The sequence below is a fragment of the Novipirellula methanifontis genome (assembly GCF_052161655.1).
Taxonomy (GTDB): domain Bacteria; phylum Planctomycetota; class Planctomycetia; order Pirellulales; family Pirellulaceae; genus Novipirellula.
Genome location: NZ_CP197418.1, coordinates 4,786,223 through 4,812,074 on the forward strand (window position 1 = coordinate 4,786,223; position 25,852 = coordinate 4,812,074).

Below are 25,852 nucleotides of genomic sequence, written 5' to 3' on the forward strand. Positions count from 1 at the left end.
ATTCAGGCTCAACCTCCGCCCAACGCGAAGTCAAAGCCTTACTGGTTCTGCTTTTTCAGTACGCAACTCAACTGGCATTTGCTCCTGCGCCAACGCTTCAAACACCTTAAGAAGTTCCCGCTCACGAGTCAGCTTGAGCTTTGCGGTATGAACCTCGCGTTCCTCGGATCTTCGTCGATTTCGATCGAAAGTCGGCAGGAATGCGTTTGACACACTCACACGCTGAGAAGCGTACGAAAGCGTTGCATTGCGATTGGTGTTCATCTCGTCGATCGCACTTCGCAATTCATCCTCTCGTTGGATCACACGTGCCATTTGCTGTCTTAGCGTGTCATGAATCTCAACTTGCAGCCTTAATTTGGCGGCAAGCTTGGTTTGGCGATACGCCATGATACCCAACGCGCAGATGAGTGTTGCACAAAGAAGACTGGAAAGCGTGTATTTCGGTCGCATGTACATCCCCGTTGGGCAAGACGTTGGTGACTGGGCTTAGCAGAACGTCGGGGTTCAGCGAGCCGGGACGGAGGACTCTCCACTTCGTAGAATCTCGCAAGTCCGGCTTCGTTGCAACCCATGGTTCGCCGCATTGTAACGGTGTCTACGTCTACGACCACGATCTACGTTTGCCGAAATCATATCACGCGCAGCATCGACTAACAAATCAATTGCCGTGCGAGTTTGACGTTTGCGCCTCTCAACGCGACCGTTCTGAACGACGATCAAGAATGATGCCGATGAAAACGGGGATCGCGCCAACGGACGAAAGGACTACGGCGGCGGGAAGTTTGGCGACAAACTCATCCTCCCAGAGTATGCGGTTCTGGAATACACGCATTGGTTCGCCATCAATCATTCCGAACAGAACGAGAAACAGAAGCCATATTGTCGGCCCGGATGCAAGGACTACGAGCCCCATTAGCGTCGCAACAACGATACGTCTTGGAAACGAGACACGCTTTGGGACACTGTGACTCGACTTTGATTCGACGCTGGCGGGCGACGGGCGATACGGATTCGTTTCACTCAAAATATGTCGGCGAACGCTTCCGTTCACCGGGCCGCAACGAACGACATTGATTTCAGAACCCGCGCGGCCCGCGGCTCCGTGTGCAACGGTTTGTTATGCCTGTCTGTTACGTCGGCAGCTTTTCCACAACGTGGTCGATAAATGCATGATACACAGCGGGGTTAAATGCGACGCTCCTTTTAGCAAGATCCGACGCTCCAAAATCAACCGCGTCGTGTAGTTGTGTGACGATGTATTCGTTTACACGTTCAAGGGAGAATGTCGGGACACTATCCGGTACGGCTATCGCGATGAGAAGCGTCTGTTTCGTCCTTGAGAAGGCACCTGTAGTAAATCCGGTAAAATCGGGCTTTTTAAGTGACAGCGGAGAATGAAATACGATGTTTAGCAAGAACACATCGTTAACAGTTTTTCGTTCGCGTTCGAACTCGCGCAAGAAAACCCGACAACGAGTTTCGAGTACAGATGAATCAGGTCCAGACACAAGCCCCAAAGAAATCACATCAGCACCTTTAGAGGCATAACGTCGGACATCACGGGGCACGGAGAGTGAACTATCCATTGCGAAAAACGCCGCAAGCCGTGCTCCCGTGCATGTCATTGTTCTGTGCCTTCGCAGTCTACAGCGCAAGACGGCTTGCGATGACGGCTCAGCCATGAACGTGCCAAAGAGTACACCAGCGCAAAGCTAAGCACCGCCAAGCCAATTGTATAAAGGAATGAGGCGACGGTTTTCGTATAGTCCCAAACAATCCACGCGGTCATTCCAAGCACGAGGACTGATACGAGCGTCGACATGAGTGTGTAGCGAACCCGAAGCTGACGATCCAATTCATGTATCGACGTAAAGCACGAAAAGGCAAGTCCACCAAATACCATCGCGAATCCAGTTGCAAACGCGATGCCAGGCACCGCCGAGGGCAATCCAATCAACATGATTGCTATGCCCGCGAACATTGCGGTCTGCTCGGCAAGGGTTTCATTGGTGAGTCGAGTCATCGCTCAAGCCTGAAGTGATTGTGTCACAGAACGGTGGCGATCACCGGGCGGCAGGAGTTCGGTAACCATATGCAAAAACTGGCACCGCCGCTCCGTGTGCATCGCATGGTTCAAGTAAGCCGCTATCGCGGCGGGGGTACTTTCTCTTGGTCGAGGATTTGCATTCGCTTCGAGTCGACGAGCGAATTATTCTAGGCATTATAGCGGGTTCTGTAGCACAGCATGGACACCCAAGTCTGGATCACCCGAGGGGCAGGCTCACTGCAATTCCAATGAACTTTGTTCTGGAATTCGGCGGCCCCTGCAAACGGGCACCCCCAACCGCGTTGAACTGCTAGCTGTGCTACTGAGTTCAACACCAGACGAACCACTAATTTCCTTGGAAATACTTGAACTTCGACCCGGCTTCGAGCGAAAATGATCGTTCGTAGCTCCGCGGAAAGTCTACACCGAAGGGGAGACCGATCGAGGAGTGACTCGGCAAATAACGACGAAACGGATAGATTCAATAGGCCCCGAGACGCCAAAAGTCAAAAGCTCAATAAGGCAAAACCCGTACCATATCTTGGCAGCCGAGACCAACTGACACGTCACGAGCGTTACAGTTCCACCGGGCTTCTTGAACAAAGGCCTTGAGCTTCGGCTAGTCTCCCGAGCCACTCTGGTTCACAGAACGTTAACCATTTAACGAGATTCAGGCTCAACCTCCGCCCAACGCGAAGTCAAAGCCTTACTGGTTCGCCGCTTGTGTGACGGATTCGCGTCGAACGCATCATGCCGAGCGAATCGACCGACAGCAAATCACGAACGGCATACAACGACGCCATCACGTTGTGTCCGATTGATCTTGGTCGCTGGGACTCGATTCTCTTGGTGGATCGGAACGGCGAGACAGTGTTACCAGCGCGGCCACGAACGATCCGACGATAGCGCCCGTGAGTATCGTGCCGATCGGTGTGTGGTAGCGCCCAGTTGAAACAGGCGAAAGGAGTACGGCGATGAACGAACCAAGTGCCGCAAATATGTACGATCGTAGAATAACGGACAGATCGGATTTCTTGGCGACAAGTGCCATGACGAAGAACGCTGTTCCGGCGGTTGCCCCGGCGATGCTGCCGATTCCAGGCGTGTTGCGAAAGAATGCGATAGGCAAAGCGCATAGGGCAATGCCCAGGAACACACGAGCGATCGTAAATCGGAATTGCATTCAAAGCACAACGGACATTGCAAATGTTTTTATGTCGGCGAACGTCGGTCGTCACCGAGGACCGCCAATGTGGTTTCCATTTGTAAACGCGCCATGCGGTCCTTCGGTGCACGACATTGTTACCCGTCCTCGTCAGTGAGGAGCCAGCCCGCCTCAGCAACAAGCTCCGGCTCCCTGTCGTAGTGATTCGCTGGACGCGCACGCGAAGCAGCGATCCATTGCCGAACGTCTGCAATGTACTCGTGGCATGCAGTAGATTCAACGAGCTGTGCTGCTGCGTCACGGTCAATACGGGCAAGCATGCGAAATGCGATGGACCGCAAAGAGTGTTTGCCCGTCGCATCAAACCGTTCATCGCTACCGATCAATTCGTGTAACCGCTTGGAGATCGATGCAGGTGGGACACCGAGTTCACCCATACCCCACGTCCCGGCAGCCGCAACTTGAATATTAGGACTATCTACGAGGCTCATGATCCAGCTTGCGACTCGTTGATGGAGCGACTCGCGATCAGAATATCCAACCGAATGAACGATTCGTCCCGAGGATCTCGCTCCGTAGAGAATGAAACTCTCTTCGCGGTCTGTAAGTCTACTTTGGTGACCAAACCGCTCGCAAAGATCGAGAAGACGCGGGAGATGAACCAATCCATCTGCACCGACATTCATCAGCTGCACCGCCGCCCACCAGTGCGATCGAAAATCGCTGGAGGAGAGTCTCGAATCGAACCATGCGAAATCAAACATCAGTCGGGTAACGGTAGCGATATGCGGGCGGCGGCGAACGACTTTGCCATTGCCAAAACGGGACCACCGCCGCTCCGTATCGTCGCATGGTTATCGGTCGTCCGAGACGGGTACTGCACGGGCGAGGATGTGCTCACGTCTTCCGGGTAAGCATATCGGCCGCCACGGCGTCCAAGAAGTAAATCCAACGCGGTCACGCTACGCTCTACCTTGGTTCGATGCGCCAAGCTATCGCTCGCCACTGGCCGCCACAAGCAAGTCATGTCCTACCCTGTCCCTTTTCGCTCTTTCTTAGTTTTCTTTACCAAAGACGCCTAATTCGTTTCATGATATTCGTTTGACGACTAGTCTTATTTGATGGTTCTCCAGCTGCGGCCATCTCATAAGCCTTTCGATAAAATTCAGTTGCTGCCCTGAAGTCATACTCTTTCCTAGCCTGCTCCGCTGCAGTTTTAGCAAGCATGACGTCCCCTGTTTTTCCAATCGCATCCGTCGCAATTCGGTAAATGTCATCCACAGCTTCTGGGTTGGCCTCATCTCCCATAGTACTCGCCAGCCAACGCACCGTCGTGACGAGACCAGCGACATCGCCCTCAGTCTTTTCAAGTGAGACAGCTTTTTCGTACCAATGACGTGCTCCTTCTAAATTCGATCGGGCTTGCTCAATCATCCCCAATTGCTGGTAGGAAGAAATCAATCCAGGTTTGTCTTGAAATTTCTCTCTAATGGACAATGACTTCAGTAACCAATCTGTCGCGCGTGGATAATCCCCTATCGCGCTAAGTACAGCACCAAGGCTATTACAGGTTTTCGCGTATTCAAGATTCGATGTTTTGCCGGCTTGGTCGGCAAGCATGAGTGACTTAAGATACGACGATTCGGAGTCTTTTAACGCTCCCGACCGGTAATGCACGAGTCCTAGCAAGTCATATGCAACCGCCGCCTCATCGAAGAACGCGTTACGTTCTAAAGTGTCTCCAGCAGTCTTGCAGAGCGTTGATGCTGTAATGAATTCATCATTATTCAAAGCTGCCACAGCCTTTGGGTAGTAACTGTACGGGTCGTCGTCAGAACTCGGCATTATAAGATTCGTTTGCAGGAGACCTCTGCCGACAATTAAATGAATCGTGGCAAGGCGAAACTAAAGGATCGGTTTTCCCGGCGTACCTTGATGAATTCGCGGATTTCGCTGTTCCGGTTTTATGGAAGGGCGATGTTTAGTTCCTGCTGTTGCTCCCTTCTGCGCCGTGCATCGTGCGGCAAACGCGTGGGCCTCGGGTTTGTTCAAGGCGCAGCGTAAGACACATGATCGACGCCATACAAGTCGCAACAAGCCCAGCGCAGTACCGATAACGACGGCGGTAACCGAGTCGCCGCCAGAAAACTATGATTTCAAAAAACGCGATGTCGGCGACTTCGGTTCACCGCTTGGTTCTGCCATCTTGGGCTTTGCGTTCGGCCTGTTCGTCAAGTAGTAACAGCAATGCATGCACCGTGCGTTCCGCCGTGCCAATTGGGGAGTGTAGTCGATGAAGCGGTATCGTACCTTCCGGCTTCTTCAAAAGTCGCTTTACGTCTTCGTTTGCCGCTGGATTGATTCTATAACGCCTACCGAATGCGATCATTTCTGTTTTGTTGTCCGCGGCAAGCTTGCCGGAAAATTCTTTGATTGGTCTCCCGTCCGCGTTCCAGATCGAATCTCGCTTGTATGTCTCAAGAAACATGGCAGGCAGATCGAGGATGTAGGGATGGCTCCTCTGCGCTGGAGGATCGGTTTTCAGCTCGTCTTGCATGGCCACAAGCGTTGACAAGTGCTCTAAAGAAACACTGGTTATGAGCAGCAGTGGGTCGTACATTTCAGCCGTTGCGGGATCGGTGTCGCTCAACCAATAGGTCGACGTCGCAGCGGATCGTGTTTGTCCATGCGCGAACCCTGCCAGGATTAGTGTGATGAGAATGGACAAGAAGTTTGTCATAGCATCCGCTTTGGCAGAACGTTAACGATGTGCGGGCGGCGGGAGTTGACTCGCAAGCAGATCAAAGAGACGACCACCGCCGCTCAGCACCATCGCTTGGTTCGCCGCATGCAGCAGGTACATGGCGTCCACTACGGTTAGCGCTGCCCCAATCATACCGAGCGCATCAGCCGCCAGCAAATCATTCAAGTAGCGTCATCCGATAAGAGTTCGCCCTTGGTAGTTCACAGTGAATCCTGCAAGTAATTGTGCGTCGGAGTGTTGGATAAGTCTTTCGGCAAGCATGGTGACATGCTGATCGCTGAATGCGTGGTGGTGCCGGATGTCAACCTGCATCCGTTTGATCGTTGCGGCCAAGGCATTTCCGAGCGAATCATCTTTGTAGCAGAGGCCCGGTTGTGTAGCGTCGCGATGTTCCGTGGTATACGGAAAAAAGTGCGCGGCCGAGTCGTTCAGGATTAGCTTGAAGTAGTAGCCGTCAGACTCAAGCTGCGAGCGGAGGAAGTCCGCGCCAATAACGTTCATGTTCGGTAGAGGCTACGTGTTGGTGCTGTGCTGCAATAGTTCAGTCGGCGAACGCTGGACATCACGGGGCACGGAAGGTTGACTATCCATAGCAAACAACGCCGCAAGCCGTGCTCCCGTGCATGTCATGGTTCTGCCCTCCGCGCTAGTCGACGATCTCCACACGATCATCTTCTATTGAGGAACAGGCTTCACCGAGAGCACTCATAATATCAGAATAGGCGTCCCAATCGTCGGCAAGTGTTTTCGCATCACGCTCACTTGCTTTCAGTACGACACCAATTCGATTCTCGTACACATCAGTTTCATTGACAAGTTCAAGCTCGATGGAACTACGTTTGAGAATCTTGACACTTTTGGAATCCGGGGAGTCATATTCGCTGCAAGCGGCGACTGCCTTCGTGTGGATGACGGAATCGGCAGGTAACGTGAAAGTGGTTGACTCGATGACAACGTCGTAACCCGCATCGTGTTTGGTCATTTCGATCATATGTGGTTTTGCGTCAGGAATACGCGTTTTCTTCGCTAGACGTCGTTTTTTGGCCATGTGGAATCTCTCGTGTTAGTAAGAGCTTCAGGTTGCTTGCCTGCCAAGTGAGAAAAGCTCGTTGGCAGAACGGTAGACATAACCGAGCGGCGGCGGGCAACAGACCACTTTGAAACGTCGACGCCGCCGCTTCGGTTCATGTCATGGTTCTGCTTTTTCAGTACGCAACTCAACTGGCATTTGCTCCTGCGCCAACGCTTCAAACACCTTAAGAAGTTCCCGCTCACGAGTCAGCTTGAGCTTTGCGGTATGAACCTCGCGTTCCTCGGATCTTCGTCGATTTCGATCGAAAGTCGGCAGGAATGCGTTTGACACACTCACACGCTGAGAAGCGTACGAAAGCGTTGCATTGCGATTGGTGTTCATCTCGTCGATCGCACTTCGCAATTCATCCTCTCGTTGGATCACACGTGCCATTTGCTGTCTTAGCGTGTCATGAATCTCAACTTGCAGCCTTAATTTGGCGGCAAGCTTGGTTTGGCGATACGCCATGATACCCAACGCGCAGATGAGTGTTGCACAAAGAAGACTGGAAAGCGTGTATTTCGGTCGCATGTACATCCCCGTTGGGCAAGACGTTGGTGACTGGGCTTAGCAGAACGTCCGCGATGACCGAGTCGCGGCAATGTGATTTCCATTTCAAAAACGCTTTACCCGCGACTTCGGTCCATCGCATGGTTCGCCGCACGATTCACTTTGAACCATGGAATTGTAGTGAGATCACGAAATGGTTGGTGTCTGCATTGTACACGCCGTAGAGTTTTGGGAACCGAGTTCCGTATCCGAACATCACATCAGGCGGCTGATCTGGGGAGGAATCCGGCAGTTTGATCTCACGATTCTCCAAGTAAGCAAGGATGTCTTTACGGTCGGCGATTTTCGCACCGTTTTGGGACAGTGAAATCTCTGCGCTATCGCAAAACCTTACGACGGAATCGTGGGTTGCAGTTCCAGTAATGACAAAAGTGCCGCCACCATGCGGATGTTCGTAACCGTGGAAATTGGCGGGTTCGATAAACACCAGTTCGGATAGGCTCTCTCCAACGATCGGGATGTCGTTTGGAGTTGTCGCGTCACCACCGTATCGAGAACCAGTCGCATGATAGGCGAGCCAAGCAAGCAGCGCGATGACGAAAACGACGGTCGCGGATTTGCGCATGTGTCAGTCTAGAACTTGCAGTGCTTGGTCGGCGAACGTCTGCCGTAACCGGGCACGAACGGAAGACTTTGATTTCAGTTGCCGCGTGAATGAGTGCTCCGGTTCACGGCTTTGTTATTCGGAGTTTTTCGCGTCGCGTCGTTGTTTCAGTTCTTCATCGGTTGTGATCTTTCCGATCGTAAGCGATCCAGCCTGAGTGCCATCTTCGTCGACCAGCTTGAAAGTGGTCAGTGTCCGATCTACAACGATGTATGCCAACAACCAATATGGCGGCGATTCATCGGTGTACGGCCAGAAATTCCTGCAGTATTCAGGATGAATCGTTTCGTCGGCGGTGACCGCAGTTGTACGTATCGGGGAATATTCCGTTTCGAGAAGCAATTCGTTGTCGTTTTTCGTTTGAAGAATCCAGACGGCATTGCCCTCGTGCAGTTGATAGCCATCGAATGTTGCGAGATAAGAGAACGTATTTGCGTCTGCATCCTTCATTGCCGAGGGCAACAGTGTTTTGATGTATTCAAGTTGTCTCATTAGCGGACCGTTCTTCCGTTCCTCGAAGTTTTCGGTCGCAAGCTTTGCGGCAGCGACGACCGATTCGAGATCGTCGCAATTCTCGAAGGTTGGCCCGGTTACCATTAGGCGATCGGCGAACACCAAGAGATGGCCTTGGTCGATGTTCCCGATGCTAATCGCCCATCCTTCGTGTTCGCGTAGCGGCCCAATCAACGCGGTGAGCCACTCGATCGTCCAGCCTTCAGGTTTGTAAACCTCCATGTTTTGATATCGTTCGTCGTTGTATTGATCATCGACGATCCAATAAATCGCATTGTCCGTGGATTCGGGACCAGTTTCGCCGTGCTCTTGAGACGCAGCAAGCACTGACGCACGAACCTGCCAAAACTCCTCGAATGCAGTTTCACCCGTGGGATTCGGATTGGGGACGTAATCAGAATCGTATTGGACAACCGATATATTCATAAATTCATTGTTCGATGTGGCAGCAGGCTGTGTTTGTGGATGCTTCGGTTGCATGCATCCAATGGACCCGCCAATGATCGAGATGAGGAGCATTGCGTAACTGAGTCTAGGCATCGCGCCACCTGAATAACGTTGGAATTCACGCGGTGGCGGGAGTTGATCATCCACTTCAAAAAGCACGCCACCGCCACTCGCGTGCAATTCTCTGGTTATCCGCCATCTTGGGATCGCTCAGTGCCAGTCAGCACCGCAGGCAAAGCATTGTTTGGATTTTGGAGTGCGCAAGGCCTGACCGCATTGCGGGCAGGGTGCAGGCGGTGGAGGTAGAGGGTCGTGCTCGTAAACGCTCGTACCAAGTTCAATCGCCCAATTTTCGATTAGTTCTAAAGTTTGGCGGTAGTCGTCAGCAACAAGGAAGTACGCATTGTCTTCATACACGGCTCCCGTCAGCTTCGGTGGTCCCGGCCATTGGAAGTCGATGCAGTTGCCACGTGTTGCCAGTTGTTGATTTGCGGTGATCAATTCGTCGGACCAGCCAGCGTCTCGGCCCGCAGATATCATTGCGTCGAAATCAGTAGGGACGATGACCACGCCTGGCAACCGTTCGATTAACGCCTTCACTTCTAGGCGAGGGAAATCCGCGTAGTCGCTTTGGGGTATCAGGCGTATGGCAGCCATGGATTTCAGTCGGATAACGACGGCGGTAACGGGGCCGCCGCCAAAAAACATGATTTCGAATTCCGCGTCATCGGCGGCTCCCGTTCACCGCTTTGTTCTGCCAGTTGTACGGTCGTTAGGCGATGAAGGTAAGGTGTTTTGGTGGCGATGCGACGCTCATTGTTGATCGACGCTTCGAAGTCCGTCATTGTAGCGAAGCGAGCCTGAACTCCGGCATCGGTGTCAATCATCACGCGACCACCGGAAAGCAAATGCTGAATCGTACCGATTTGGTTTGTTGCCATCGCGTTCCGGAAGCGGTCAGGAGTCGAAATTGTGCCGAGGTCCAGATCGTCAAATTGAATGAAGGAGTTAGTCCAATCCGAGTACGTTACTGATGTGCCGTTGAACGTCGATTCAAATCCTATGTGGGTGTCGGCGAGTCGCATTTGTTCGTCAAAGTTGAATTGGATTGAATCGTAAACCCAAATGACTGACGCTTCACACGGGATGCCACCCCATCCGTCCCAATATGGAGGTGAACCGAGTAGATTCAGCACAGTATCGCGAGCACACAAAGGCACGAATGGCCCAAGTTGTGCGGTTTTCAAATACGAGATCAGTGAAGCTTGGATCATGACGATTCCGGGATGATCAATGGCAGAACGGCAGCGATCACACGGCGGCGACGAGTGATCCACCACTTCAAACAACTTGACTTCGCCGCTCGTTGTGCATCGCATTGTTCTGCGGTATTCACGATACCATTCAAATGCGTCTCTGAGCCTTGCATTCAGGGCACAACGGAGTAATGTCACCAAAGCTACCTTTTTCGGGTACGGCGGTCCAGCCGACTCCAATTGCGTGTTCAGCCATCGCGATGCACCAATCCTTTTTCGCTTTTGCTCGTCCACCCGGTGACATACCGAGATCAGGGTGGGACACGATTTCGGCTGAGAAGCACGAAGCGCAGACCAGCGTATTCATACTCGAGGCAATCCGGCGCAAGAGTTCTCTGGCGTCTGAGTTTTTCTCTTCTGGCTTGGGGAGACCGCCTTGCGCAAGTGAAATATTAAATCGATAGGTACCATCGCCATTGAAGTCGCAATCAAAGAGCTCACCTGCGACGACGTAGCCGAAAGCAGTGTTCTTCTTTGTCCGGAGTGCCTCGCAAAGTGCGTGATCAATGGCACCACGGTCGTAGTCGTCGCGTATAGATTCCCGAATGCTCTGATAATGTGGAGCGTCCACAATGAAAATCTGCGCGTGATCCACAGAGAAACCGTCATTGGCGGCGGCAGCGTTGTGGATCGCAGAGGCAGGGAGGTGGCAGATGCCTAAGTGAGGAATCCGGTATCGCGCGGGATCGTTAATCAAGTCACCGACGAGGAGCTCGCCAGATTGGCACTCGAACACGATGCAGTTCTCCGTAATGAACGGTACAGTCATGACACAATCAGCCGCGGCCCTTTCGCAGAACGGTAGTGATCAGCGGGGACGGGCGAACGCCTTGCAAGCAGACGAGAAAACGATCCGCCCGTCCTCCGTTGCAGTACGCCCAGCATGGGCGTGATCTTGTGGGGTGCAAGTCCCCTGTACTTAGTTCCGGTTTCTTTCGAGGAGTCAGTATACCAAATGAAATTCTAACGAAAGAACAGTACGAGGCGAGGGCAACTGCGGGGAGGTGACGATCCGTGGGAAGGCAGCCTGCGAATGTGACCGTAAATCTGGCTAGCCGCCGAGAACAGCTTCGATCGGGCAATAACCGAATCGGACGAGCTTCAAAGCTAAAACCGTCGTCAGACACATTCACGCCAAGACCCGCCAGGCTACGAACAGAAACCCGATAGGAGGCCGACGTCTACAGGTGAGCAGGCTGCTGACTGCGAAACCGAACCGGAAGAGTGAGCGCAGGTAGATCGGGAGCTTGGGCGGGGACAGATCACGAAAACCCTTATCTGGGGAGAACTCCAGGCGTACCCGTGAGTAGGGCTTGCCCGAAAGGCGGGGCGGAATGCGGTAACGCATGACGTGCCTGGAGAATGCAGCAGAAGTTGTAGTACCGATCCGCCAATTCCAATGGCGACGGGAAGAACCGAACGTCAACAGTCAAGGAACGAACCACCGATGACCTCAGAGAATCCGAACGCAGAGCAACTCGTCTTCGACTTTGTCGTAGTGGATGACGCTGCGCCAAACATCCCGACGGATGATTCGGCTCTGGCGGCCATCGAGAAGTCAGCCTTGGGCGATGATGCTCACAATCTGATGGAAGCAATTGTCGATGAAGTCAACATGGAAATGGCTTGGGCAAGAGTGAAGGCCAACCGTGGAGCCCCTGGGCCCGACGGAATAACGGTCGACGACTTTCCCGAGTGGTTTGCGCCGCGTTGGCAAAACATTCGTCGACAACTACTCGATGGCACCTATCGTCCGGACCCTGTCCGGCGGGTGGCCATCCTCAAGCCCGATGGCGGCACGAGAGAGCTCGGAATTCCAAACTTGCTCGAACGCGTCATCCAAACCGCCATTGTGTTAGTCCTCACGCCGATCTTCGATCCGGGATTCTCTGAATCAAGTTTCGGTTATCGACCTTATCGCTCGGCGCAAGATGCAGCCAAGCAGGTGCAGAAGATCATTCGCAGCGGTCGACGCCGATGCGTCGATATGGATCTGTCGAAATTCTTTGACCGAGTCCAGCACGACGTGTTAATGGCACGCGTGAGCCGCAAGGTTCACGACAAGCGACTGCTCAAACTGATCGGACGATACCTGCGAGCCGGAGTGATGATCGATGGGTTATGTCAACCTAGCGAAGAAGGAACGATGCAAGGAGGTCCGTTGTCACCACTCCTTTCCAACATCTATTTGGATGATCTGGACAAGGAACTGGAGCGGCGTGGATTGCCTTTCGTGCGGTATGCGGACGACTTCGTGATCTTCACCAAGTCGGATGTTGCTGCGCATCGTGTTTACGCGAGCGTTGAGCGATTTCTGACGCTGACGTTGAAACTGCAAGTCAATCACGACAAGAGCAGCGTCTGTAAGACGCAAGAGCTTGAGTACGTGGGCTACGAATTCCGTGGCTTTGGCGGACAGTTTCGCGTGAGTCGAAAGAAGCTCGACGCATTCAAACGGCGCGTCTCGGAGATCTTTCGTAGAAACCGAGGTGTGTCGATGAAGAAGCGTTTCGCGGAGTTCCGTTCTTATGCAATTGGTTGGCTTGGGTATTTTCAGTTAGATCAAGTCAAGACAACTTTCAGTACGCTCGACAAGTGGCTTCGGCGACGGGTTCGGGCATGCTACTGGAAGCAGTGGAAGAAGTCGAACACTCGGCTTCGCAACCTGATATCCTTGGGCTTGTCGTACCGGGACGCCCGTCCGTTCGCGTTTAGCGGCAAAGGCCCGTGGCGTCTATCCAAGACGTCGGGAGTCCAGCGTGCGTTATCGAACGAGCACCTGAAAAGTGAAGGCTTACTGAGTCTATTAGAGCGTTGGCAACAGCTTGCATCCTCGCGGCGAATCGCCTAGTGCGGACCCGCATGCTAGGTGATGTGGGAGGGGCCCCGGAGCAATCCGGGCCCCTATCCCGATTCACATGGTTATTTGGCGTTTTCGTACTGTGCACGAAGTTCGTCGAGGTCAGTATCGCTGATAAGGTCTTTCGTGCAACCAGATTCGTTGAGTATCCATCGCCAAAGTTCGTAGTCGCGATGATCCCGCGGGCACTCCAACGCCCCCGACCATCGCACGTCGTCGGCCTGCCATCCTGAGATTTTCATGTGCAGCATTCCATCGTCATCATACGAATGCCATTTACGCCAATACCATGTCGTGTCCGTTGGTTCTTCGTAGCACTCTTTCCACCATGGCGGAGGACTATCAATTTGCTGTTGTTTTGTGATGTGAAGCGGATCGCCCTTGCAGTTCAGTGAGAACCCAGTGCCGTCTTCGGTGAACGCAACGACCATGTTCGCGCCGCAAGCGGGGCAAGGAGTGCGGGAGATTGCATCGAGGGACACGTGATCGTGAACCATCGCAATGATGTGATCAGCTTCGTTGTCGAAAATGCCGTAGGTGCTTTGCATTTGCATGCGACATCTTCATCCAAATAACGGTAGCGATATGCGGGCGGCGGCGAGAGACTCAGCCATTGCGAAAACGGCGACCACCGCCGCTCCGTATCATCGCATGGTTACCCGCCCACTGCCATCCGGGATCAACCGTGGCTGCAATGGCGTGTTGCGGACATAGCGATCCACGAGAAGAAAGCATTCCTTTTCGCGGTGGGTTGAACAAGATGATGTAAAAGAACATCACAACGAACCATACAACGAACAGCAACATTAAGCCAAGCGGAATACAAAGTAGACCCGCGAAGAAACCGGTCGGTACTCCACTGAGTCCATGTTTCGCACACGAGACCGCAGCGCCAACAAGTCCGAGAGCCGCAGCCCAAGCCAGCCATAGTGAGAATAGATAAGCAAAGGGGGTAACAACGCAGGCGATTGCGACGAATGCGGTCGACCACATCAGGTTGCGAATCGTAATCCGTGGCCGAGGGGGCATGCGGCGTTTGGGACGTACGTAACCTTCGGGAAACGCTGGGTTTGACGATGACGGAGTATTAGGGTCGATCACCTCAGGAGCCTAGCAATAGCTGAGTGCTGCTGCACCAGTCGGGTAACGGCAGGGTTGACCGGGGACGAGCGAAAAATCAACCATTTCAACAAGACGCTTTCGAGTCGTCCGCGTCCAACCCATTGTTCTGCGTCATTGAATGTAGTAGCAACGACCATCGCTGGAATAGTCCAGCACTTCATCGTAGTCCCAAGTATCGAGCTTCGTTAGCTGATGATCGCGAATTGTCACGTAGCCATAGTCAACATGGTTTGACGACTCGTTCCGCGCTTCAATGTAATAGGCAAAGTCCTCGATCACACACTCGGCTCTAATCGAGGTGATCTTTGGAAGTCTAAGCCGATACCGCTCGCCTGAATGCCAGTCTAGATCGCAGTGATGTTGAAACATCGAGTATGGAAAAAGATCAACGTAAGCAGCTACTTGTACCGGATCGATGCCATGTGATCCGTCGCGGGCATGTTGCAGCGCTCGAAGCGACATGCGTGGGACCGCCTGGTCGCACAAATACAGCGCCGCCCGCGTTCTCAAATCAAAGTGCTCCCAAACTGGTTCGTATGCGGTTAGCCATTCGATTTCTGGGACACGTTTCCCTTTTTGTTTGAACTCACGATTCAGGTCGAACAGGTGCCGACTGGATTGATGCCACGCGCGTTCAAGATTTGACGCGAGAGTCTGGTATTGATCACGTAATCGAGGTAACTCGGCTCGCGGAAGAGCATCGTACTTCGGTTTCGCATTCACCTTGCACATATGTCAATCGCAGAACGCTAAAGCTGACCGGGCCGCCGGCAATCATCCTTCCACTTGATTCCCACCGGATCGGCGGCTCCGGTCCAGCGTTTGGTTCGTCGGCATAGGCGGGTTCGCCGACCACCAACGGCGGCGTTTACGAATATCATACGGTCAGTCAAGAATCATCGCCATCTCATGTTCGAGAATTTGCTGTCGCGGCGGTGGAAGGGCTCCCGTTTTGCCCGTGGGAACGAAGCCGCAAGATTCGTAGAGCCGAATCGCTTGGATGTTTGAATTGGCAACATCGAGAATAAGCCGTCGGTAATTCTCGTTTTGTGCCCACTCGATTACGGTGTGGACAAGAGCAGCACCGATTCCCTGTTGTCGAGCTTCGGGTGCGACCCACATGCCGAAGAGCCCCGCCGTTTGTTCATGCTGAGTGGAGGGCGCACAAACGGCAATCCCAACGTCGTCCCGATCGGCTGTCGCTGCAAGGAAGTGAGCGACCATCTTGTTTTCGGTTCGAGTACGCCACTCGGTGTCAGTTCGTTCTTGTTCTTCAGCGAGCGTGCTGCCGAACGCATCTGGTGCATCCCCGAGGCAGCGAAGACGCATGGAACGAATTCGTTTCCAGTCAGCGGGTCGGGCTCGCACGATTTGAAAATCAATCATCGGAGCAAGCTGGTCTAGTGTCTCTAGAGAAGGTACTGATCGCCGTATGACAGGTGGGTCCGACGAACGGTTGCAATCACCCGGTCGCGACGAGAAATTTTCCATTGTCAAAACGCCCGACTTCGCGACTCGGGTGCATTGCTTGGTTCGCCGTCTGTTGCGGCGGCGAGCTAATCTACCATTTTGAACAAGTATGCATCAATCTGATCGCGAATTTCACGCTCTTCATCTCGTTTCAGCTTTGCAGCCTCAAAATCCTGTGCGGCAACCAGATCCTCTTTCTCGCGCTGCAAGCGTTCCATTGTATCAAAGAGTTCACGTAGTTCATCCGAGTCTGGGCAATAGTCCTCCGCCACTTCCCGGTCGGATTTTACCACGTATCCGCATTCACGTAGAGCGACCGTGATGTCATGCAGGTGAGGTAGATCGTTATCAATCTTGAAGGGATCATAGTCAACGTTGATATTCTGTATGAAACGGTCTGGGTCATGTTTGATCGTGATTACATTCGGTCGTGATCCCAATACCCCTCGGAGAAGCTTACCAATTAGTGACGGTGGGTGTGGATCAACAATTTCGATGCGGACCAACGAATCAAACACGCACGCAGGAACTCCATTCTTTGAGAGCACGCTAGCAAGTCGCGTTGGTTCCCAGTTCATGCCGTGAGGAAGATGATGCATGTCCGGATTTCCTCGATCGGCGAACGTCGGGGTTCAGCGAGCCGGGACGGAGGACTCTCCACTTCGTAGAATCTCGCAAGTCCGGCTTCGTTGCAACCCATGGTTCGCCGCATTGTAACGGTGTCTACGTCTACGACCACGATCTACGTTTGCCGAAATCATATCACGCGCAGCATCGACTAACAAATCAATTGCCGTGCGAGTTTGACGTTTGCGCCTCTCAACGCGACCGTTCTGAACGACGATCAAGAATGATGCCGATGAAAACGGGGATCGCGCCAACGGACGAAAGGACTACGGCGGCGGGAAGTTTGGCGACAAACTCATCCTCCCAGAGTATGCGGTTCTGGAATACACGCATTGGTTCGCCATCAATCATTCCGAACAGAACGAGAAACAGAAGCCATATTGTCGGCCCGGATGCAAGGACTACGAGCCCCATTAGCGTCGCAACAACGATACGTCTTGGAAACGAGACACGCTTTGGGACACTGTGACTCGACTTTGATTCGACGCTGGCGGGCGACGGGCGATACGGATTCGTTTCACTCAAAATATGTCGGCGAACGTCCGCGATCACCCAGTCGCGGCGAAAGATTTTCCATTATCAAACCGCCCAGCTCCGCGACTTGGGTGCATCGCTTGGTTCGCTGGTTTCTTGTTTTGGCTCTCCAGCGTCACGATTGCATCCGAAGTGATGGATGAAACCAGGACGCCAATGCAGATTGTAGCGCGTTTTGTGCAGTGAAGAAATACAGGCGAGGATGAGAGTCAACGTCGTGGATCAAAAATCCTCTGAGTTCGATGTCAAATCGAGAAAGATCAATTTCTTTTTGGCTAGCGTAGTCGTGAATTCCATCCACCGCTTGTTGTTGAAACTCTCCGATGTCGTCACGTGTCTCCTCGGATTGCCAAAGGGTGTTGCTAACGATCAAGCGACCAGTTTCGGACTTCGGGACGCGCAGTACAACCTCCACGCCACCTAACATTTCAGCGCCGGGGGTTTGCTGGATGAAATAGCTCGATCCAATCGCTCGGCGGTTGTGCGGCATGTAGCTTGTCGGTTCCATGGTTGGCCGAGGTTCGACGTAGCCTCTATGTCAGCGAACGGTACCCGTCACCGAGTACGGAAGTTTGTTTTTCCATTGGTAGAACCACGCAAGCCGTACTTCGGTGCACGGGATAGTTCCCCGCCATCGCCTTGTTCGCAATTGGCCAGTGGGCGTTCGACTTTCAGCCTACCTAGAGCGAAGGAAAATTAAGTCGCTCGTTAACGACGAAAGATTGTAACATTCGGTCAGCGGAAAGTGCCTGCGCAGCCGCAATATATGCGGAAACAGCGACAGTGTGTGGATTGGAATCGGCCTCTGTTAGGCGAATAGCGACGATCTCTACAGATGTTGCGTTTAGTTCAGATTCGACCAAGGCTTGATGCGCACCGGCAACGGCATGCGGAAAAGCCCAGGCCAGATTCGTGTCGTCCAAGCGAGGTGATATGAACGCGGCATTCATCGAAGCGTCGCGGACAATCGAGACAGTCGTTTCCGCGAAATTGGATCGCCCGCCAATCGAACGAGCTAGCTTGTAAGTCGTTGTATCCATTTTGCCAACCAAGCAGCGTCGAGTTTCTGTCGGGGAACGTTTGCGATAACCGGGTGGCCGCGGTTGATCGTCCATTTGTAAACGCGATGCCGGCCACGCCGCGTTCATCGCTCTGTTATCCGCCGTTTACACTTTTTTGGTCGAAGAAGGCCTGGAGCCATGCAACAGAATTAGGATTTCCGCCAGCAGTCAAAAACTAATCTATTGACGACTGTCGAACCGAAACAGCATTATGCTCAATGCTATTCACCAGGTAAAGAAACCTCGCCCAAGGCCAACTCCTCGTCTGGTCTGAAAGCTCGCTCCAAAGTTCTGCAAACCTTTCGTTTGTACGTGCATCCCTCAGACTTCGCAGCTTGCTTACCTCCCCACTTTGAGACTTTCGTCCAGGCATCCACGATGCCAGTTCTGGATTGGACGGGAGTGATTCAATGATTTCATATTGAAGTAAGTCAACCAACGAAAGATGCTCGCACGGTACGCGAAGGTCAGAAACGAACCACTTACCATCCAACTTCTCCAGAACAAGAATTGCAAAGGGAGACAGGGGAGCAGAACTGCGAAACAGATCTGCAATGTAAGCAGAATTTCCAATCACCTTTGATTCCCCGACGATAACCTCACCGTGTCGCACAGGATCATAGATCTGGCCAAGTTGTGAGATGACAGTCGAATCGGAAAAAGCGAATTTGCGTTGATAACAATCCGCCTGCCGGAACCGTGTGATATTTCGACGGTCGCCAACCAAACCATCAAGTGCTCTGCCCATGATCATGCGCGACGCGGTCAAGCGGTACATGGTTGATCGGTCGTTGCCGTTCCATGCATGGACCCAACTGCGTGAAACAGCAATCGGTGAGGCAGAGTTTTCCTTGTTCGCGTCGTAATCTGTTCGGTGCGCCTCCGGCACTGAAGAAAGACGAAGGCGCTTACTAATCTCAAACTGTGCGAACGCGGAAGAACTCGCTACAAACAGTATTAGCGGGAGAATCGCAAGGTGTCGCATTTCGGCGCCAGCGAGGTACGTGGGAGATGTTAGTCATTACCGCTTAGTATCGACAGTAATGTTTAGAACATTTAGTCGGATAACGGCAGGGTTGACCGGGGCCGAGCGGATGAGCAACCACTGCCCAAAAACGTTTTCGAGGCCTCCGCGTCCAACCCATGGTTCCACCTTCTTTGCAGCGGAACGGGGCATTGTATCAGGTGTCGCAATTGTGGGTTCTCGGCGGCCAGGGCCATTCTTCGTGGTCGCTGTTACGATTACCACCGACACTCTTCAGCCATTCGCGGAAGGCTGGGCGTGCATGACAAACAGCCCAATCCAACGGAGTTCCGCCACTCGAATCGACACTGTTGATATCAGCACCGTGCTTGTGTAGTAATCGCGCGGCATCGAATTGGTCGCAGACGCAAGCGAAGCTGAACGCGGTCTCGCCGTCTTCGTTCTTCCAGAGCACATTGGCATCGGAGTCGAGAAGGACGTGCATCGCATTAAGACTTCCCAGGTTTGCGGCTAACGTCAGCCAAGCGCCAAGATCTTCGTGACCGATGAGATTGGATGACTCAATCGTTTGGCGCAGTGCGTTCGCATCGTCCAATTCGATTGCTTGGGAGATGTCAGATTCGATGTCGTCTGGGATGGTCATTTTAATGGTGGAACGCCACGCATCACCGGATGCGGACGTGCGACTTTCAATTGGAAATTCGGCGAGCAACCGCATTCCGGTGCATGCGTTTGTTATGCCAAAATGCCCTTTGGAGCTCCACCCAATGAAACATATGACATCCAATTTTCGTGTTCCACGACAAAAGAGTTACTGAATGGTGCAGCGATATCAACGAGCCAGCACCGATCAATGCCATCGATCTGGGAAAGGAGTTCAATTGTTTCGGAGGCGACAGCGTCGATTGACCCCACCTTGCTGATCATCGCCTCCTTAGATTTAAATGCGGCCGTCTCGAACCAACGTGGAACGGCACTGCAGAGTGAAGATTTCCAATCGTTCATTGGGTGGATTGCCAAATCACCGTAGTTGTCTTCAGGTAGCCTCTGCCTCGCAAACTTGAACGGGTCCGACCGTTCGGGAACCGATCGGATGTCTATTCCCCAGTCATTCTCGGTGGTGAAGAGGAAGTCGAAATGTGCGGCGTCAGCAATTTGCGCGGCTGCAACCTTGAGGAATGGAATGTTAAGGCTGGGCTCGGAGTACAAGTCGAAACAGTCACCGACATCGCGTTCGATGTGACTTGCGTAGAACCACGCAGTAAAACCGGAAAACGACTTGTCTGTGACGCTGATGTAAACAACCTTACCGAACGACTTCCGTTTCGCTTCGATGTAGAAGTCGGGAGCCTGCATGTCACGGAGTCGTTCGATCCCGCGTTGAATTTCTTCGTCGCCGCGCTCCCAGTCCACGACCGCATCTGGAAAATGTTTGCGAATGCGTTCAGCGGTAACGCGCGCGTCGATCTCCTCGTCCTTGGGCCCAAGTCGTGCTGGAAAAGGGATGCGTGTCATGAACTATGTAGCATAACGGTAGCGATCACGTGGTCGCCGCGAACGACTGACCACTTCAATCAACTCAACTCGGCGACTCACGTGCATCGCCTGGTTCACACCCTCGGCATGCAGCTATTTCCCAGCAAATATCATCGCGCCGCTTCCAAACGAACGAAACACCACAAAAGTATCGAACTCGTGCTCGAACGACATGGTTTGCTTTTGGTCTCCAGAAAGAATGTTTAACGCTTTCACAGGCGTGTCGAGCTGAATCAATTTCGGCTCACCAGGAGGAATAATTTGCTTTGACGATGCGAATTCGATCTGCATTGGTTCCGCCGGGTGTTCCAACTCGATGAGGTTGCGTTTCCCGGTCTTTACTCGGCTGACAAGGGATTTGACCATTGGGTTGATGCGTTCGTCGTAAATTTTGTGGCGAAATGGACCAAAGCCCTGCCAAACAACAATCCGCTGTGCCGCAGCACTGCGTTGAATGTTAATTTCGTAAGAGATCGGGGATCCAACAGTGATATCGTTTTTCGTAGCAGGTGTGCTTGGCTGCCCCGGCGATTGCCGAACGAAGATCGTCTCGTCATTGGTCAAAATCTCGTTTCCCGAGGAGAGCGTGATTTTTGACGCCGACAGATTTCCGACGAGATCAGCACCGGAAACAAGAGTCCCCTTGATCGATAGGTATTCCCGCCATTCAAACCGATCAACAAGTGGGTTTGGCGCGAATGGATCAACTTCGTCAGCCGTTGAGTTTTTGCCATGTTCAATCGGAGCTTTAGCGAGAAGATTTGTTTGGCACGTGATCAATAATGCAAGAATAGACGCGTTTGTTGCAGTGATCGTTGAATTCATCACAAGCTCCAAAAAAAGGGGAAGAGAGACGAGACGTGCGGTGGTTTTCATGCGTGTGTGAACGGTAGCGATGTGCGGGCGGCGAGAGTGAACTTGCAAGCAAACGGGCGATTGTGCCGCCGCTCCGTCACCATCGCATGGTTATCGCATTTTGAGCGCACCACCATTCGCGGTACGCGTTGGTTAGGGGAAGCGTGACCATGCCGTCCATTGTACAGCAGAGAGCAGAATCACGATTGGAATATTCAGAAGCAGCCAGCGCCGCCGACGTGGCCAGTAGAGAAGCAATCCAGCCGCAATAACGGAAAGGGTGGTTGTGATTAATTTCATGGGAAGAAATGTTCCCGCTGGAGGTGAACGAAATCCCGCCGGAGCCGAACGCAACTGCGACACCGGAATTGCCGGCAGGAGCAGTATCAGGAACACCACCCAAGCTGCGGCAACCCACACTGGCCAAAACGAACGTAGAGTTTCCTCTTCTCGCGTCTGGCTATTTGCACTGCGTGTCGGTTCGTATGGGTTGGTTTCCATTGGAGTAAGCAATCCGATTGCGATAACGGTAGAAATCACGGGGAACGGGCGAACGGCTTGCAAGCAGACGAGAAAACAGACCACCCGTTCTCCCGTGCATTTCATGGTTCGCCGCCTCGCTGGTCATTGAGTTGGGATTTGATGGTCCATGACGCATCGCGTAAGACAAGGTCAGGTTCACCATAGTATCGATTGCCTCGATCCACACGTCCAACGACGTCAATCACGTCGCCAATTTCGGGCCAATCGAATCGTCCAGTCGGGCGAGTCTGCATCATAATCGCCGTATCGCCCAACAGAATAACCTCGCCAGGTTTGTCCCAACCGTCGAACGCTGCAGTGAACCTCACGCGGTTTCCAATATTGTCTTCAAACGCTGAGGCAGAGTCAATTTTTACGGGAAAACTTACGTAAGAAGCGATGATAAACAATGTGATAAGGACGCAGGACATTATTGCTGCCACGAACCTGCGTTGTCGGTTGTTGAGCCAAGTCATTGTTTCATGCGTCGGCGAACGGTCGAAATCACGGGGGACGGGCGAACGACTTGCAAGCAGACGAGAAAACGGACCACCCGTCCTCCCGTGCAGTACGCCCAGCATGGGCGTGATCTTGTGGGGTGCAAGTCCCCTGTACTTAGTTCCGGTTTCTTTCGAGGAGTCAGTATACCAAATGAAATTCTAACGAAAGAACAGTACGAGGCGAGGGCAACTGCGGGGAGGTGACGATCCGTGGGAAGGCAGCCTGCGAATGTGACCGTAAATCTGGCTAGCCGCCGAGAACAGCTTCGATCGGGCAATAACCGAATCGGACGAGCTTCAAAGCTAAAACCGTCGTCAGACACATTCACGCCAAGACCCGCCAGGCTACGAACAGAAACCCGATAGGAGGCCGACGTCTACAGGTGAGCAGGCTGCTGACTGCGAAACCGAACCGGAAGAGTGAGCGCAGGTAGATCGGGAGCTTGGGCGGGGACAGATCACGAAAACCCTTATCTGGGGAGAACTCCAGGCGTACCCGTGAGTAGGGCTTGCCCGAAAGGCGGGGCGGAATGCGGTAACGCATGACGTGCCTGGAGAATGCAGCAGAAGTTGTAGTACCGATCCGCCAATTCCAATGGCGACGGGAAGAACCGAACGTCAACAGTCAAGGAACGAACCACCGATGACCTCAGAGAATCCGAACGCAGAGCAACTCGTCTTCGACTTTGTCGTAGTGGATGACGCTGCGCCAAACATCCCGACGGATGATTCGGCTCTGGCGGCCATCGAGAAGTCAGCCTTGGGCGATGATGCTCACAATCTGATGGAAGCAATTGTCGATGAAGTCAACATGGAAATGGCTTGGGCAAGAGTGAAGGCCAACCGTGGAGCCCCTGGGCCCGACGGAATAACGGTCGACGACTTTCCCGAGTGGTTTGCGCCGCGTTGGCAAAACATTCGTCGACAACTACTCGATGGCACCTATCGTCCGGACCCTGTCCGGCGGGTGGCCATCCTCAAGCCCGATGGCGGCACGAGAGAGCTCGGAATTCCAAACTTGCTCGAACGCGTCATCCAAACCGCCATTGTGTTAGTCCTCACGCCGATCTTCGATCCGGGATTCTCTGAATCAAGTTTCGGTTATCGACCTTATCGCTCGGCGCAAGATGCAGCCAAGCAGGTGCAGAAGATCATTCGCAGCGGTCGACGCCGATGCGTCGATATGGATCTGTCGAAATTCTTTGACCGAGTCCAGCACGACGTGTTAATGGCACGCGTGAGCCGCAAGGTTCACGACAAGCGACTGCTCAAACTGATCGGACGATACCTGCGAGCCGGAGTGATGATCGATGGGTTATGTCAACCTAGCGAAGAAGGAACGATGCAAGGAGGTCCGTTGTCACCACTCCTTTCCAACATCTATTTGGATGATCTGGACAAGGAACTGGAGCGGCGTGGATTGCCTTTCGTGCGGTATGCGGACGACTTCGTGATCTTCACCAAGTCGGATGTTGCTGCGCATCGTGTTTACGCGAGCGTTGAGCGATTTCTGACGCTGACGTTGAAACTGCAAGTCAATCACGACAAGAGCAGCGTCTGTAAGACGCAAGAGCTTGAGTACGTGGGCTACGAATTCCGTGGCTTTGGCGGACAGTTTCGCGTGAGTCGAAAGAAGCTCGACGCATTCAAACGGCGCGTCTCGGAGATCTTTCGTAGAAACCGAGGTGTGTCGATGAAGAAGCGTTTCGCGGAGTTCCGTTCTTATGCAATTGGTTGGCTTGGGTATTTTCAGTTAGATCAAGTCAAGACAACTTTCAGTACGCTCGACAAGTGGCTTCGGCGACGGGTTCGGGCATGCTACTGGAAGCAGTGGAAGAAGTCGAACACTCGGCTTCGCAACCTGATATCCTTGGGCTTGTCGTACCGGGACGCCCGTCCGTTCGCGTTTAGCGGCAAAGGCCCGTGGCGTCTATCCAAGACGTCGGGAGTCCAGCGTGCGTTATCGAACGAGCACCTGAAAAGTGAAGGCTTACTGAGTCTATTAGAGCGTTGGCAACAGCTTGCATCCTCGCGGCGAATCGCCTAGTGCGGACCCGCATGCTAGGTGATGTGGGAGGGGCCCCGGAGCAATCCGGGCCCCTATCCCGATTTTCATGGTTAGCCGGTTTTTGTTCTTCGAGGTCGTGATGGGCTGAATGACCGTTCAAGATAGTATCGCCCATCGCCAATAAACTGATAGTAGTGCTGAATTCCTGGGGAGCAAACAATGACGAATGCGTTTTCTTCAGCATCTCCAAGGAGTGTCGATAGCTTGCGGATGTACGACTTGCTCGCGTTACATGACGGAGTGAACGCGGCGTCAAATTCAAAGTGGCTCAAGATGCCAGTAAAGTACGAAACGTCCGCCACGAGAGCGGTCGCGCTGTCGACCGAGAAGAGCCCTCGCTCTCCTGGTGCTGCCTTCGAGTTGCGTCTCGGATCTTTGATTGCGTTTAGCTTGAAATCGTAGGTCCCAGGGCGGAGGTTCCATTCGTAGAACGCAAGATTCGGTTGCCCCGCAATGAACTCGAGAACGGAATCAGCTGAGCCGTCGTCACTCAATCCTGAGGCAGCATCGCGGTGTCCTGCGATATAGAGCGGGTCGATCACGAAAACGTTCCCCGTTGGAAGTGCAATGCGAAACTTTTCGACCATGAAGCTTCTCTGTCGGCTAACGCTGGCGATCAGCGGGCGGAAATGGCGCGAGTGATCTTAATTTCAGGAAGAATTCGGAACGCCATTTCCGCTCCGTTGCATCGCTTGGTTCGTCGTGATGATCAGTCAGAATAGCCGAACCACTTCGCCCCCCTTTATGGTTCCGTTGGCAGCAAAGAAGACATACAAACAATGCTCACGTAGGCATTCCGCCGTACCCCCAGCAACACAAAATTCCACGTTGTCGCTACTGTGTCTTTCAAAATTGAATGTCACCGAAAAAGGAACACGGAGAATTCGTTGAAGTTGTTTCTGGGAAATGGGCTCAGATCGCTCGTCGTCGGCAACCAGAAACTCGTTTAATTCGTCAATCAATTGAGTTGTAGCGTAATCCCGAAAGGCCTTGATATGGCGAGACCGTCCTTTCCAAACTTGCGCGGCCAATGGAAGCATTTTGTCGATGCCATCATCGGTGTCAACATTCAACGTCACTTCGATCGTCGCGTCATTATGGACAATCTGCGTACCATAGTGACGAAATTGTTCATTGTAAGTTAGTTGCCCGAGTGCAGCCGACCGTATTGACTTGCGCATGTGTGTCTTTGCGATTCCTTAGTCGACGAA

At 52.9% G+C, this 25,852-nt stretch carries 34 protein-coding genes; 3 read left to right on the forward strand and 31 right to left on the reverse strand.

What is annotated here, in order from left to right; all coding sequences use genetic code 11:
• Positions 1-30 precede the first annotated feature (30 nt).
• From SH528x_RS17265 to SH528x_RS17285, 5 genes are all read right to left on the reverse strand, one after another.
• On the reverse strand, positions 31-453 hold the full coding sequence (locus SH528x_RS17265) for a hypothetical protein (RefSeq protein WP_442511740.1): 423 nt from the start codon (positions 451-453) through the stop codon (positions 31-33).
• A 680-nt stretch (positions 454-1,133) separates the two neighbouring features.
• Positions 1,134-1,589 carry a hypothetical protein gene (locus SH528x_RS17270; protein WP_442511741.1) on the reverse strand — a complete coding sequence of 152 codons (456 nt, stop codon included), beginning with the start codon at positions 1,587-1,589 and terminating at the stop codon, positions 1,134-1,136.
• 35 nt (positions 1,590-1,624) lie between these two features.
• Positions 1,625-2,026, reverse strand: a complete 402-nt coding sequence (locus SH528x_RS17275; protein WP_442511742.1) for a hypothetical protein — start codon at positions 2,024-2,026, stop codon at positions 1,625-1,627.
• A gap of 826 nt (positions 2,027-2,852) precedes the next feature.
• Positions 2,853-3,233, reverse strand: a complete 381-nt coding sequence (locus SH528x_RS17280; RefSeq protein ID WP_442511743.1) for a hypothetical protein — start codon at positions 3,231-3,233, stop codon at positions 2,853-2,855.
• 119 nt (positions 3,234-3,352) lie between these two features.
• Positions 3,353-3,706, reverse strand: coding sequence for a hypothetical protein (locus SH528x_RS17285; RefSeq protein ID WP_442511744.1), 354 nt, complete (start codon positions 3,704-3,706; stop codon positions 3,353-3,355).
• A gap of 126 nt (positions 3,707-3,832) precedes the next feature.
• Here SH528x_RS17285 and SH528x_RS17290 point away from each other — a divergent pair, with 126 nt between their 5' ends.
• Complete coding sequence (locus tag SH528x_RS17290) at positions 3,833-4,129, forward strand: hypothetical protein (RefSeq protein WP_442511745.1); 297 nt, start codon at positions 3,833-3,835, stop codon at positions 4,127-4,129.
• A 151-nt stretch (positions 4,130-4,280) separates the two neighbouring features.
• Here SH528x_RS17290 and SH528x_RS17295 read toward each other — a convergent pair whose 3' ends face one another.
• The 11 genes from SH528x_RS17295 to SH528x_RS17345 form a co-directional block, all read right to left on the reverse strand.
• Positions 4,281-5,060, reverse strand: coding sequence for a tetratricopeptide repeat protein (locus SH528x_RS17295; RefSeq protein WP_442511746.1), 780 nt, complete (start codon positions 5,058-5,060; stop codon positions 4,281-4,283).
• Positions 5,061-5,400: 340 nt separating this feature from the next.
• Positions 5,401-5,865 (reverse strand): hypothetical protein, encoded by a 465-nt coding sequence (locus tag SH528x_RS17300; protein WP_442511747.1) that lies wholly within the window; start codon positions 5,863-5,865, stop codon positions 5,401-5,403.
• A gap of 111 nt (positions 5,866-5,976) precedes the next feature.
• Positions 5,977-6,144 (reverse strand): hypothetical protein, encoded by a 168-nt coding sequence (locus tag SH528x_RS17305; RefSeq protein WP_442511748.1) that lies wholly within the window; start codon positions 6,142-6,144, stop codon positions 5,977-5,979.
• A gap of 6 nt (positions 6,145-6,150) precedes the next feature.
• Positions 6,151-6,480 carry a hypothetical protein gene (locus SH528x_RS17310; RefSeq protein WP_442511749.1) on the reverse strand — a complete coding sequence of 110 codons (330 nt, stop codon included), beginning with the start codon at positions 6,478-6,480 and terminating at the stop codon, positions 6,151-6,153.
• Positions 6,481-6,625: 145 nt separating this feature from the next.
• Positions 6,626-7,027 carry a hypothetical protein gene (locus tag SH528x_RS17315; protein WP_442511750.1) on the reverse strand — a complete coding sequence of 134 codons (402 nt, stop codon included), beginning with the start codon at positions 7,025-7,027 and terminating at the stop codon, positions 6,626-6,628.
• Between the two features lie 141 nt (positions 7,028-7,168).
• Complete coding sequence (locus tag SH528x_RS17320; RefSeq protein WP_442511751.1) at positions 7,169-7,582, reverse strand: hypothetical protein; 414 nt, start codon at positions 7,580-7,582, stop codon at positions 7,169-7,171.
• 136 nt (positions 7,583-7,718) lie between these two features.
• On the reverse strand, positions 7,719-8,186 hold the full coding sequence (locus SH528x_RS17325; RefSeq protein ID WP_442511752.1) for a hypothetical protein: 468 nt from the start codon (positions 8,184-8,186) through the stop codon (positions 7,719-7,721).
• A gap of 114 nt (positions 8,187-8,300) precedes the next feature.
• On the reverse strand, positions 8,301-9,164 hold the full coding sequence (locus SH528x_RS17330) for a hypothetical protein (RefSeq protein WP_442511753.1): 864 nt from the start codon (positions 9,162-9,164) through the stop codon (positions 8,301-8,303).
• A gap of 231 nt (positions 9,165-9,395) precedes the next feature.
• The gene (locus SH528x_RS17335) at positions 9,396-9,842 is read right to left on the reverse strand and encodes a hypothetical protein (RefSeq protein WP_442511754.1); all 447 of its coding nucleotides are present in this window, start codon (positions 9,840-9,842) and stop codon (positions 9,396-9,398) included.
• Between the two features lie 5 nt (positions 9,843-9,847).
• Positions 9,848-10,564: a hypothetical protein gene (locus SH528x_RS17340; RefSeq protein ID WP_442511755.1), complete on the reverse strand. Its 717-nt coding sequence runs from the start codon at positions 10,562-10,564 to the stop codon at positions 9,848-9,850.
• 25 nt (positions 10,565-10,589) lie between these two features.
• Positions 10,590-11,237: a hypothetical protein gene (locus SH528x_RS17345; RefSeq protein ID WP_442511756.1), complete on the reverse strand. Its 648-nt coding sequence runs from the start codon at positions 11,235-11,237 to the stop codon at positions 10,590-10,592.
• 711 nt (positions 11,238-11,948) lie between these two features.
• On the opposite strand from SH528x_RS17345, the gene ltrA (SH528x_RS17350) reads away from it, so the two are divergent.
• On the forward strand, positions 11,949-13,352 hold the full coding sequence (gene ltrA, locus SH528x_RS17350) for a group II intron reverse transcriptase/maturase (RefSeq protein WP_442510522.1): 1,404 nt from the start codon (positions 11,949-11,951) through the stop codon (positions 13,350-13,352).
• Positions 13,353-13,423: 71 nt separating this feature from the next.
• On the opposite strand, the gene SH528x_RS17355 is transcribed toward ltrA (SH528x_RS17350), so the two are convergent.
• From SH528x_RS17355 to SH528x_RS17415, 13 genes are all read right to left on the reverse strand, one after another.
• The gene (locus SH528x_RS17355; RefSeq protein WP_442511757.1) at positions 13,424-13,915 is read right to left on the reverse strand and encodes a hypothetical protein; all 492 of its coding nucleotides are present in this window, start codon (positions 13,913-13,915) and stop codon (positions 13,424-13,426) included.
• A gap of 52 nt (positions 13,916-13,967) precedes the next feature.
• Positions 13,968-14,462 (reverse strand): hypothetical protein, encoded by a 495-nt coding sequence (locus SH528x_RS17360; RefSeq protein ID WP_442511758.1) that lies wholly within the window; start codon positions 14,460-14,462, stop codon positions 13,968-13,970.
• 132 nt (positions 14,463-14,594) lie between these two features.
• Positions 14,595-15,206 carry a hypothetical protein gene (locus SH528x_RS17365; RefSeq protein WP_442511759.1) on the reverse strand — a complete coding sequence of 204 codons (612 nt, stop codon included), beginning with the start codon at positions 15,204-15,206 and terminating at the stop codon, positions 14,595-14,597.
• A 162-nt stretch (positions 15,207-15,368) separates the two neighbouring features.
• Positions 15,369-15,812 (reverse strand): GNAT family N-acetyltransferase, encoded by a 444-nt coding sequence (locus SH528x_RS17370; RefSeq protein ID WP_442511716.1) that lies wholly within the window; start codon positions 15,810-15,812, stop codon positions 15,369-15,371.
• 227 nt (positions 15,813-16,039) lie between these two features.
• Positions 16,040-16,552, reverse strand: a complete 513-nt coding sequence (locus tag SH528x_RS17375) for a UvrB/UvrC motif-containing protein (RefSeq protein ID WP_442511760.1) — start codon at positions 16,550-16,552, stop codon at positions 16,040-16,042.
• A 677-nt stretch (positions 16,553-17,229) separates the two neighbouring features.
• Positions 17,230-17,622, reverse strand: coding sequence for a hypothetical protein (locus tag SH528x_RS17380; RefSeq protein ID WP_442511761.1), 393 nt, complete (start codon positions 17,620-17,622; stop codon positions 17,230-17,232).
• 172 nt (positions 17,623-17,794) lie between these two features.
• Positions 17,795-18,262: a hypothetical protein gene (locus SH528x_RS17385; RefSeq protein WP_442511762.1), complete on the reverse strand. Its 468-nt coding sequence runs from the start codon at positions 18,260-18,262 to the stop codon at positions 17,795-17,797.
• An 88-nt stretch (positions 18,263-18,350) separates the two neighbouring features.
• Positions 18,351-18,953, reverse strand: a complete 603-nt coding sequence (locus SH528x_RS17390) for a hypothetical protein (protein ID WP_442511763.1) — start codon at positions 18,951-18,953, stop codon at positions 18,351-18,353.
• 403 nt (positions 18,954-19,356) lie between these two features.
• Positions 19,357-19,803: an ankyrin repeat domain-containing protein gene (locus tag SH528x_RS17395; protein ID WP_442511764.1), complete on the reverse strand. Its 447-nt coding sequence runs from the start codon at positions 19,801-19,803 to the stop codon at positions 19,357-19,359.
• Positions 19,804-19,895: 92 nt separating this feature from the next.
• A complete protein-coding gene (locus SH528x_RS17400; RefSeq protein WP_442511765.1) occupies positions 19,896-20,675 on the reverse strand; it encodes a hypothetical protein in 780 nt (259 codons plus the stop codon).
• Positions 20,676-20,789: 114 nt separating this feature from the next.
• On the reverse strand, positions 20,790-21,521 hold the full coding sequence (locus SH528x_RS17405; RefSeq protein ID WP_442511766.1) for a hypothetical protein: 732 nt from the start codon (positions 21,519-21,521) through the stop codon (positions 20,790-20,792).
• A 183-nt stretch (positions 21,522-21,704) separates the two neighbouring features.
• Positions 21,705-22,052 carry a hypothetical protein gene (locus SH528x_RS17410; protein WP_442511355.1) on the reverse strand — a complete coding sequence of 116 codons (348 nt, stop codon included), beginning with the start codon at positions 22,050-22,052 and terminating at the stop codon, positions 21,705-21,707.
• Positions 22,053-22,153: 101 nt separating this feature from the next.
• Positions 22,154-22,504 (reverse strand): hypothetical protein, encoded by a 351-nt coding sequence (locus SH528x_RS17415; protein WP_442511357.1) that lies wholly within the window; start codon positions 22,502-22,504, stop codon positions 22,154-22,156.
• A gap of 712 nt (positions 22,505-23,216) precedes the next feature.
• On the opposite strand from SH528x_RS17415, the gene ltrA (SH528x_RS17420) reads away from it, so the two are divergent.
• Positions 23,217-24,620 (forward strand): group II intron reverse transcriptase/maturase, encoded by a 1,404-nt coding sequence (gene ltrA, locus SH528x_RS17420; RefSeq protein WP_442510522.1) that lies wholly within the window; start codon positions 23,217-23,219, stop codon positions 24,618-24,620.
• Positions 24,621-24,691: 71 nt separating this feature from the next.
• On the opposite strand, the gene SH528x_RS17425 is transcribed toward ltrA (SH528x_RS17420), so the two are convergent.
• Both SH528x_RS17425 and SH528x_RS17430 read right to left on the reverse strand, forming a co-directional pair.
• A complete protein-coding gene (locus SH528x_RS17425; protein WP_442511767.1) occupies positions 24,692-25,228 on the reverse strand; it encodes a hypothetical protein in 537 nt (178 codons plus the stop codon).
• A 126-nt stretch (positions 25,229-25,354) separates the two neighbouring features.
• Positions 25,355-25,822 (reverse strand): DUF2262 domain-containing protein, encoded by a 468-nt coding sequence (locus tag SH528x_RS17430; protein ID WP_442511768.1) that lies wholly within the window; start codon positions 25,820-25,822, stop codon positions 25,355-25,357.
• Between the last annotated feature and the right edge of the window lie 30 nt (positions 25,823-25,852).

Bases quoted from the DNA above. Each gene is read 5' to 3' on its own strand.
- SH528x_RS17320 (WP_442511751.1), bottom strand. From the start codon at position 7,582: ATGCGACCGAAATACACGCTTTCCAGTCTTCTTTGTGCAACACTCATC.
- SH528x_RS17315 (WP_442511750.1), bottom strand. From the start codon at position 7,027: ATGGCCAAAAAACGACGTCTAGCGAAGAAAACGCGTATTCCTGACGCA.
- SH528x_RS17275 (WP_442511742.1), bottom strand. From the start codon at position 2,026: ATGACTCGACTCACCAATGAAACCCTTGCCGAGCAGACCGCAATGTTC.
- SH528x_RS17370 (WP_442511716.1), bottom strand. From the start codon at position 15,812: ATGCGTCTTCGCTGCCTCGGGGATGCACCAGATGCGTTCGGCAGCACG.
- SH528x_RS17310 (WP_442511749.1), bottom strand. From the start codon at position 6,480: ATGAACGTTATTGGCGCGGACTTCCTCCGCTCGCAGCTTGAGTCTGAC.
- SH528x_RS17340 (WP_442511755.1), bottom strand. From the start codon at position 10,564: ATGCGATGCACAACGAGCGGCGAAGTCAAGTTGTTTGAAGTGGTGGAT.
- SH528x_RS17410 (WP_442511355.1), bottom strand. From the start codon at position 22,052: ATGGAAACCAACCCATACGAACCGACACGCAGTGCAAATAGCCAGACG.
- SH528x_RS17380 (WP_442511761.1), bottom strand. From the start codon at position 17,622: ATGGAACCGACAAGCTACATGCCGCACAACCGCCGAGCGATTGGATCG.
- SH528x_RS17330 (WP_442511753.1), bottom strand. From the start codon at position 9,164: ATGAATATATCGGTTGTCCAATACGATTCTGATTACGTCCCCAATCCG.
- SH528x_RS17405 (WP_442511766.1), bottom strand. From the start codon at position 21,521: ATGAATTCAACGATCACTGCAACAAACGCGTCTATTCTTGCATTATTG.
- SH528x_RS17430 (WP_442511768.1), bottom strand. From the start codon at position 25,822: ATGCGCAAGTCAATACGGTCGGCTGCACTCGGGCAACTAACTTACAAT.
- SH528x_RS17270 (WP_442511741.1), bottom strand. From the start codon at position 1,589: ATGGATAGTTCACTCTCCGTGCCCCGTGATGTCCGACGTTATGCCTCT.
- SH528x_RS17285 (WP_442511744.1), bottom strand. From the start codon at position 3,706: ATGAGCCTCGTAGATAGTCCTAATATTCAAGTTGCGGCTGCCGGGACG.
- SH528x_RS17280 (WP_442511743.1), bottom strand. From the start codon at position 3,233: ATGCAATTCCGATTTACGATCGCTCGTGTGTTCCTGGGCATTGCCCTA.
- SH528x_RS17395 (WP_442511764.1), bottom strand. From the start codon at position 19,803: ATGACCATCCCAGACGACATCGAATCTGACATCTCCCAAGCAATCGAA.
- ltrA (WP_442510522.1), top strand. From the start codon at position 23,217: ATGACCTCAGAGAATCCGAACGCAGAGCAACTCGTCTTCGACTTTGTC.
- SH528x_RS17385 (WP_442511762.1), bottom strand. From the start codon at position 18,262: ATGAACGCGGCGTGGCCGGCATCGCGTTTACAAATGGACGATCAACCG.
- SH528x_RS17415 (WP_442511357.1), bottom strand. From the start codon at position 22,504: ATGTCCTGCGTCCTTATCACATTGTTTATCATCGCTTCTTACGTAAGT.
- ltrA (WP_442510522.1), top strand. From the start codon at position 11,949: ATGACCTCAGAGAATCCGAACGCAGAGCAACTCGTCTTCGACTTTGTC.
- SH528x_RS17265 (WP_442511740.1), bottom strand. From the start codon at position 453: ATGCGACCGAAATACACGCTTTCCAGTCTTCTTTGTGCAACACTCATC.
- SH528x_RS17325 (WP_442511752.1), bottom strand. From the start codon at position 8,186: ATGCGCAAATCCGCGACCGTCGTTTTCGTCATCGCGCTGCTTGCTTGG.
- SH528x_RS17375 (WP_442511760.1), bottom strand. From the start codon at position 16,552: ATGCATCATCTTCCTCACGGCATGAACTGGGAACCAACGCGACTTGCT.
- SH528x_RS17425 (WP_442511767.1), bottom strand. From the start codon at position 25,228: ATGGTCGAAAAGTTTCGCATTGCACTTCCAACGGGGAACGTTTTCGTG.
- SH528x_RS17390 (WP_442511763.1), bottom strand. From the start codon at position 18,953: ATGTACCGCTTGACCGCGTCGCGCATGATCATGGGCAGAGCACTTGAT.
- SH528x_RS17335 (WP_442511754.1), bottom strand. From the start codon at position 9,842: ATGGCTGCCATACGCCTGATACCCCAAAGCGACTACGCGGATTTCCCT.
- SH528x_RS17400 (WP_442511765.1), bottom strand. From the start codon at position 20,675: ATGACACGCATCCCTTTTCCAGCACGACTTGGGCCCAAGGACGAGGAG.
- SH528x_RS17295 (WP_442511746.1), bottom strand. From the start codon at position 5,060: ATGCCGAGTTCTGACGACGACCCGTACAGTTACTACCCAAAGGCTGTG.
- SH528x_RS17355 (WP_442511757.1), bottom strand. From the start codon at position 13,915: ATGCAAATGCAAAGCACCTACGGCATTTTCGACAACGAAGCTGATCAC.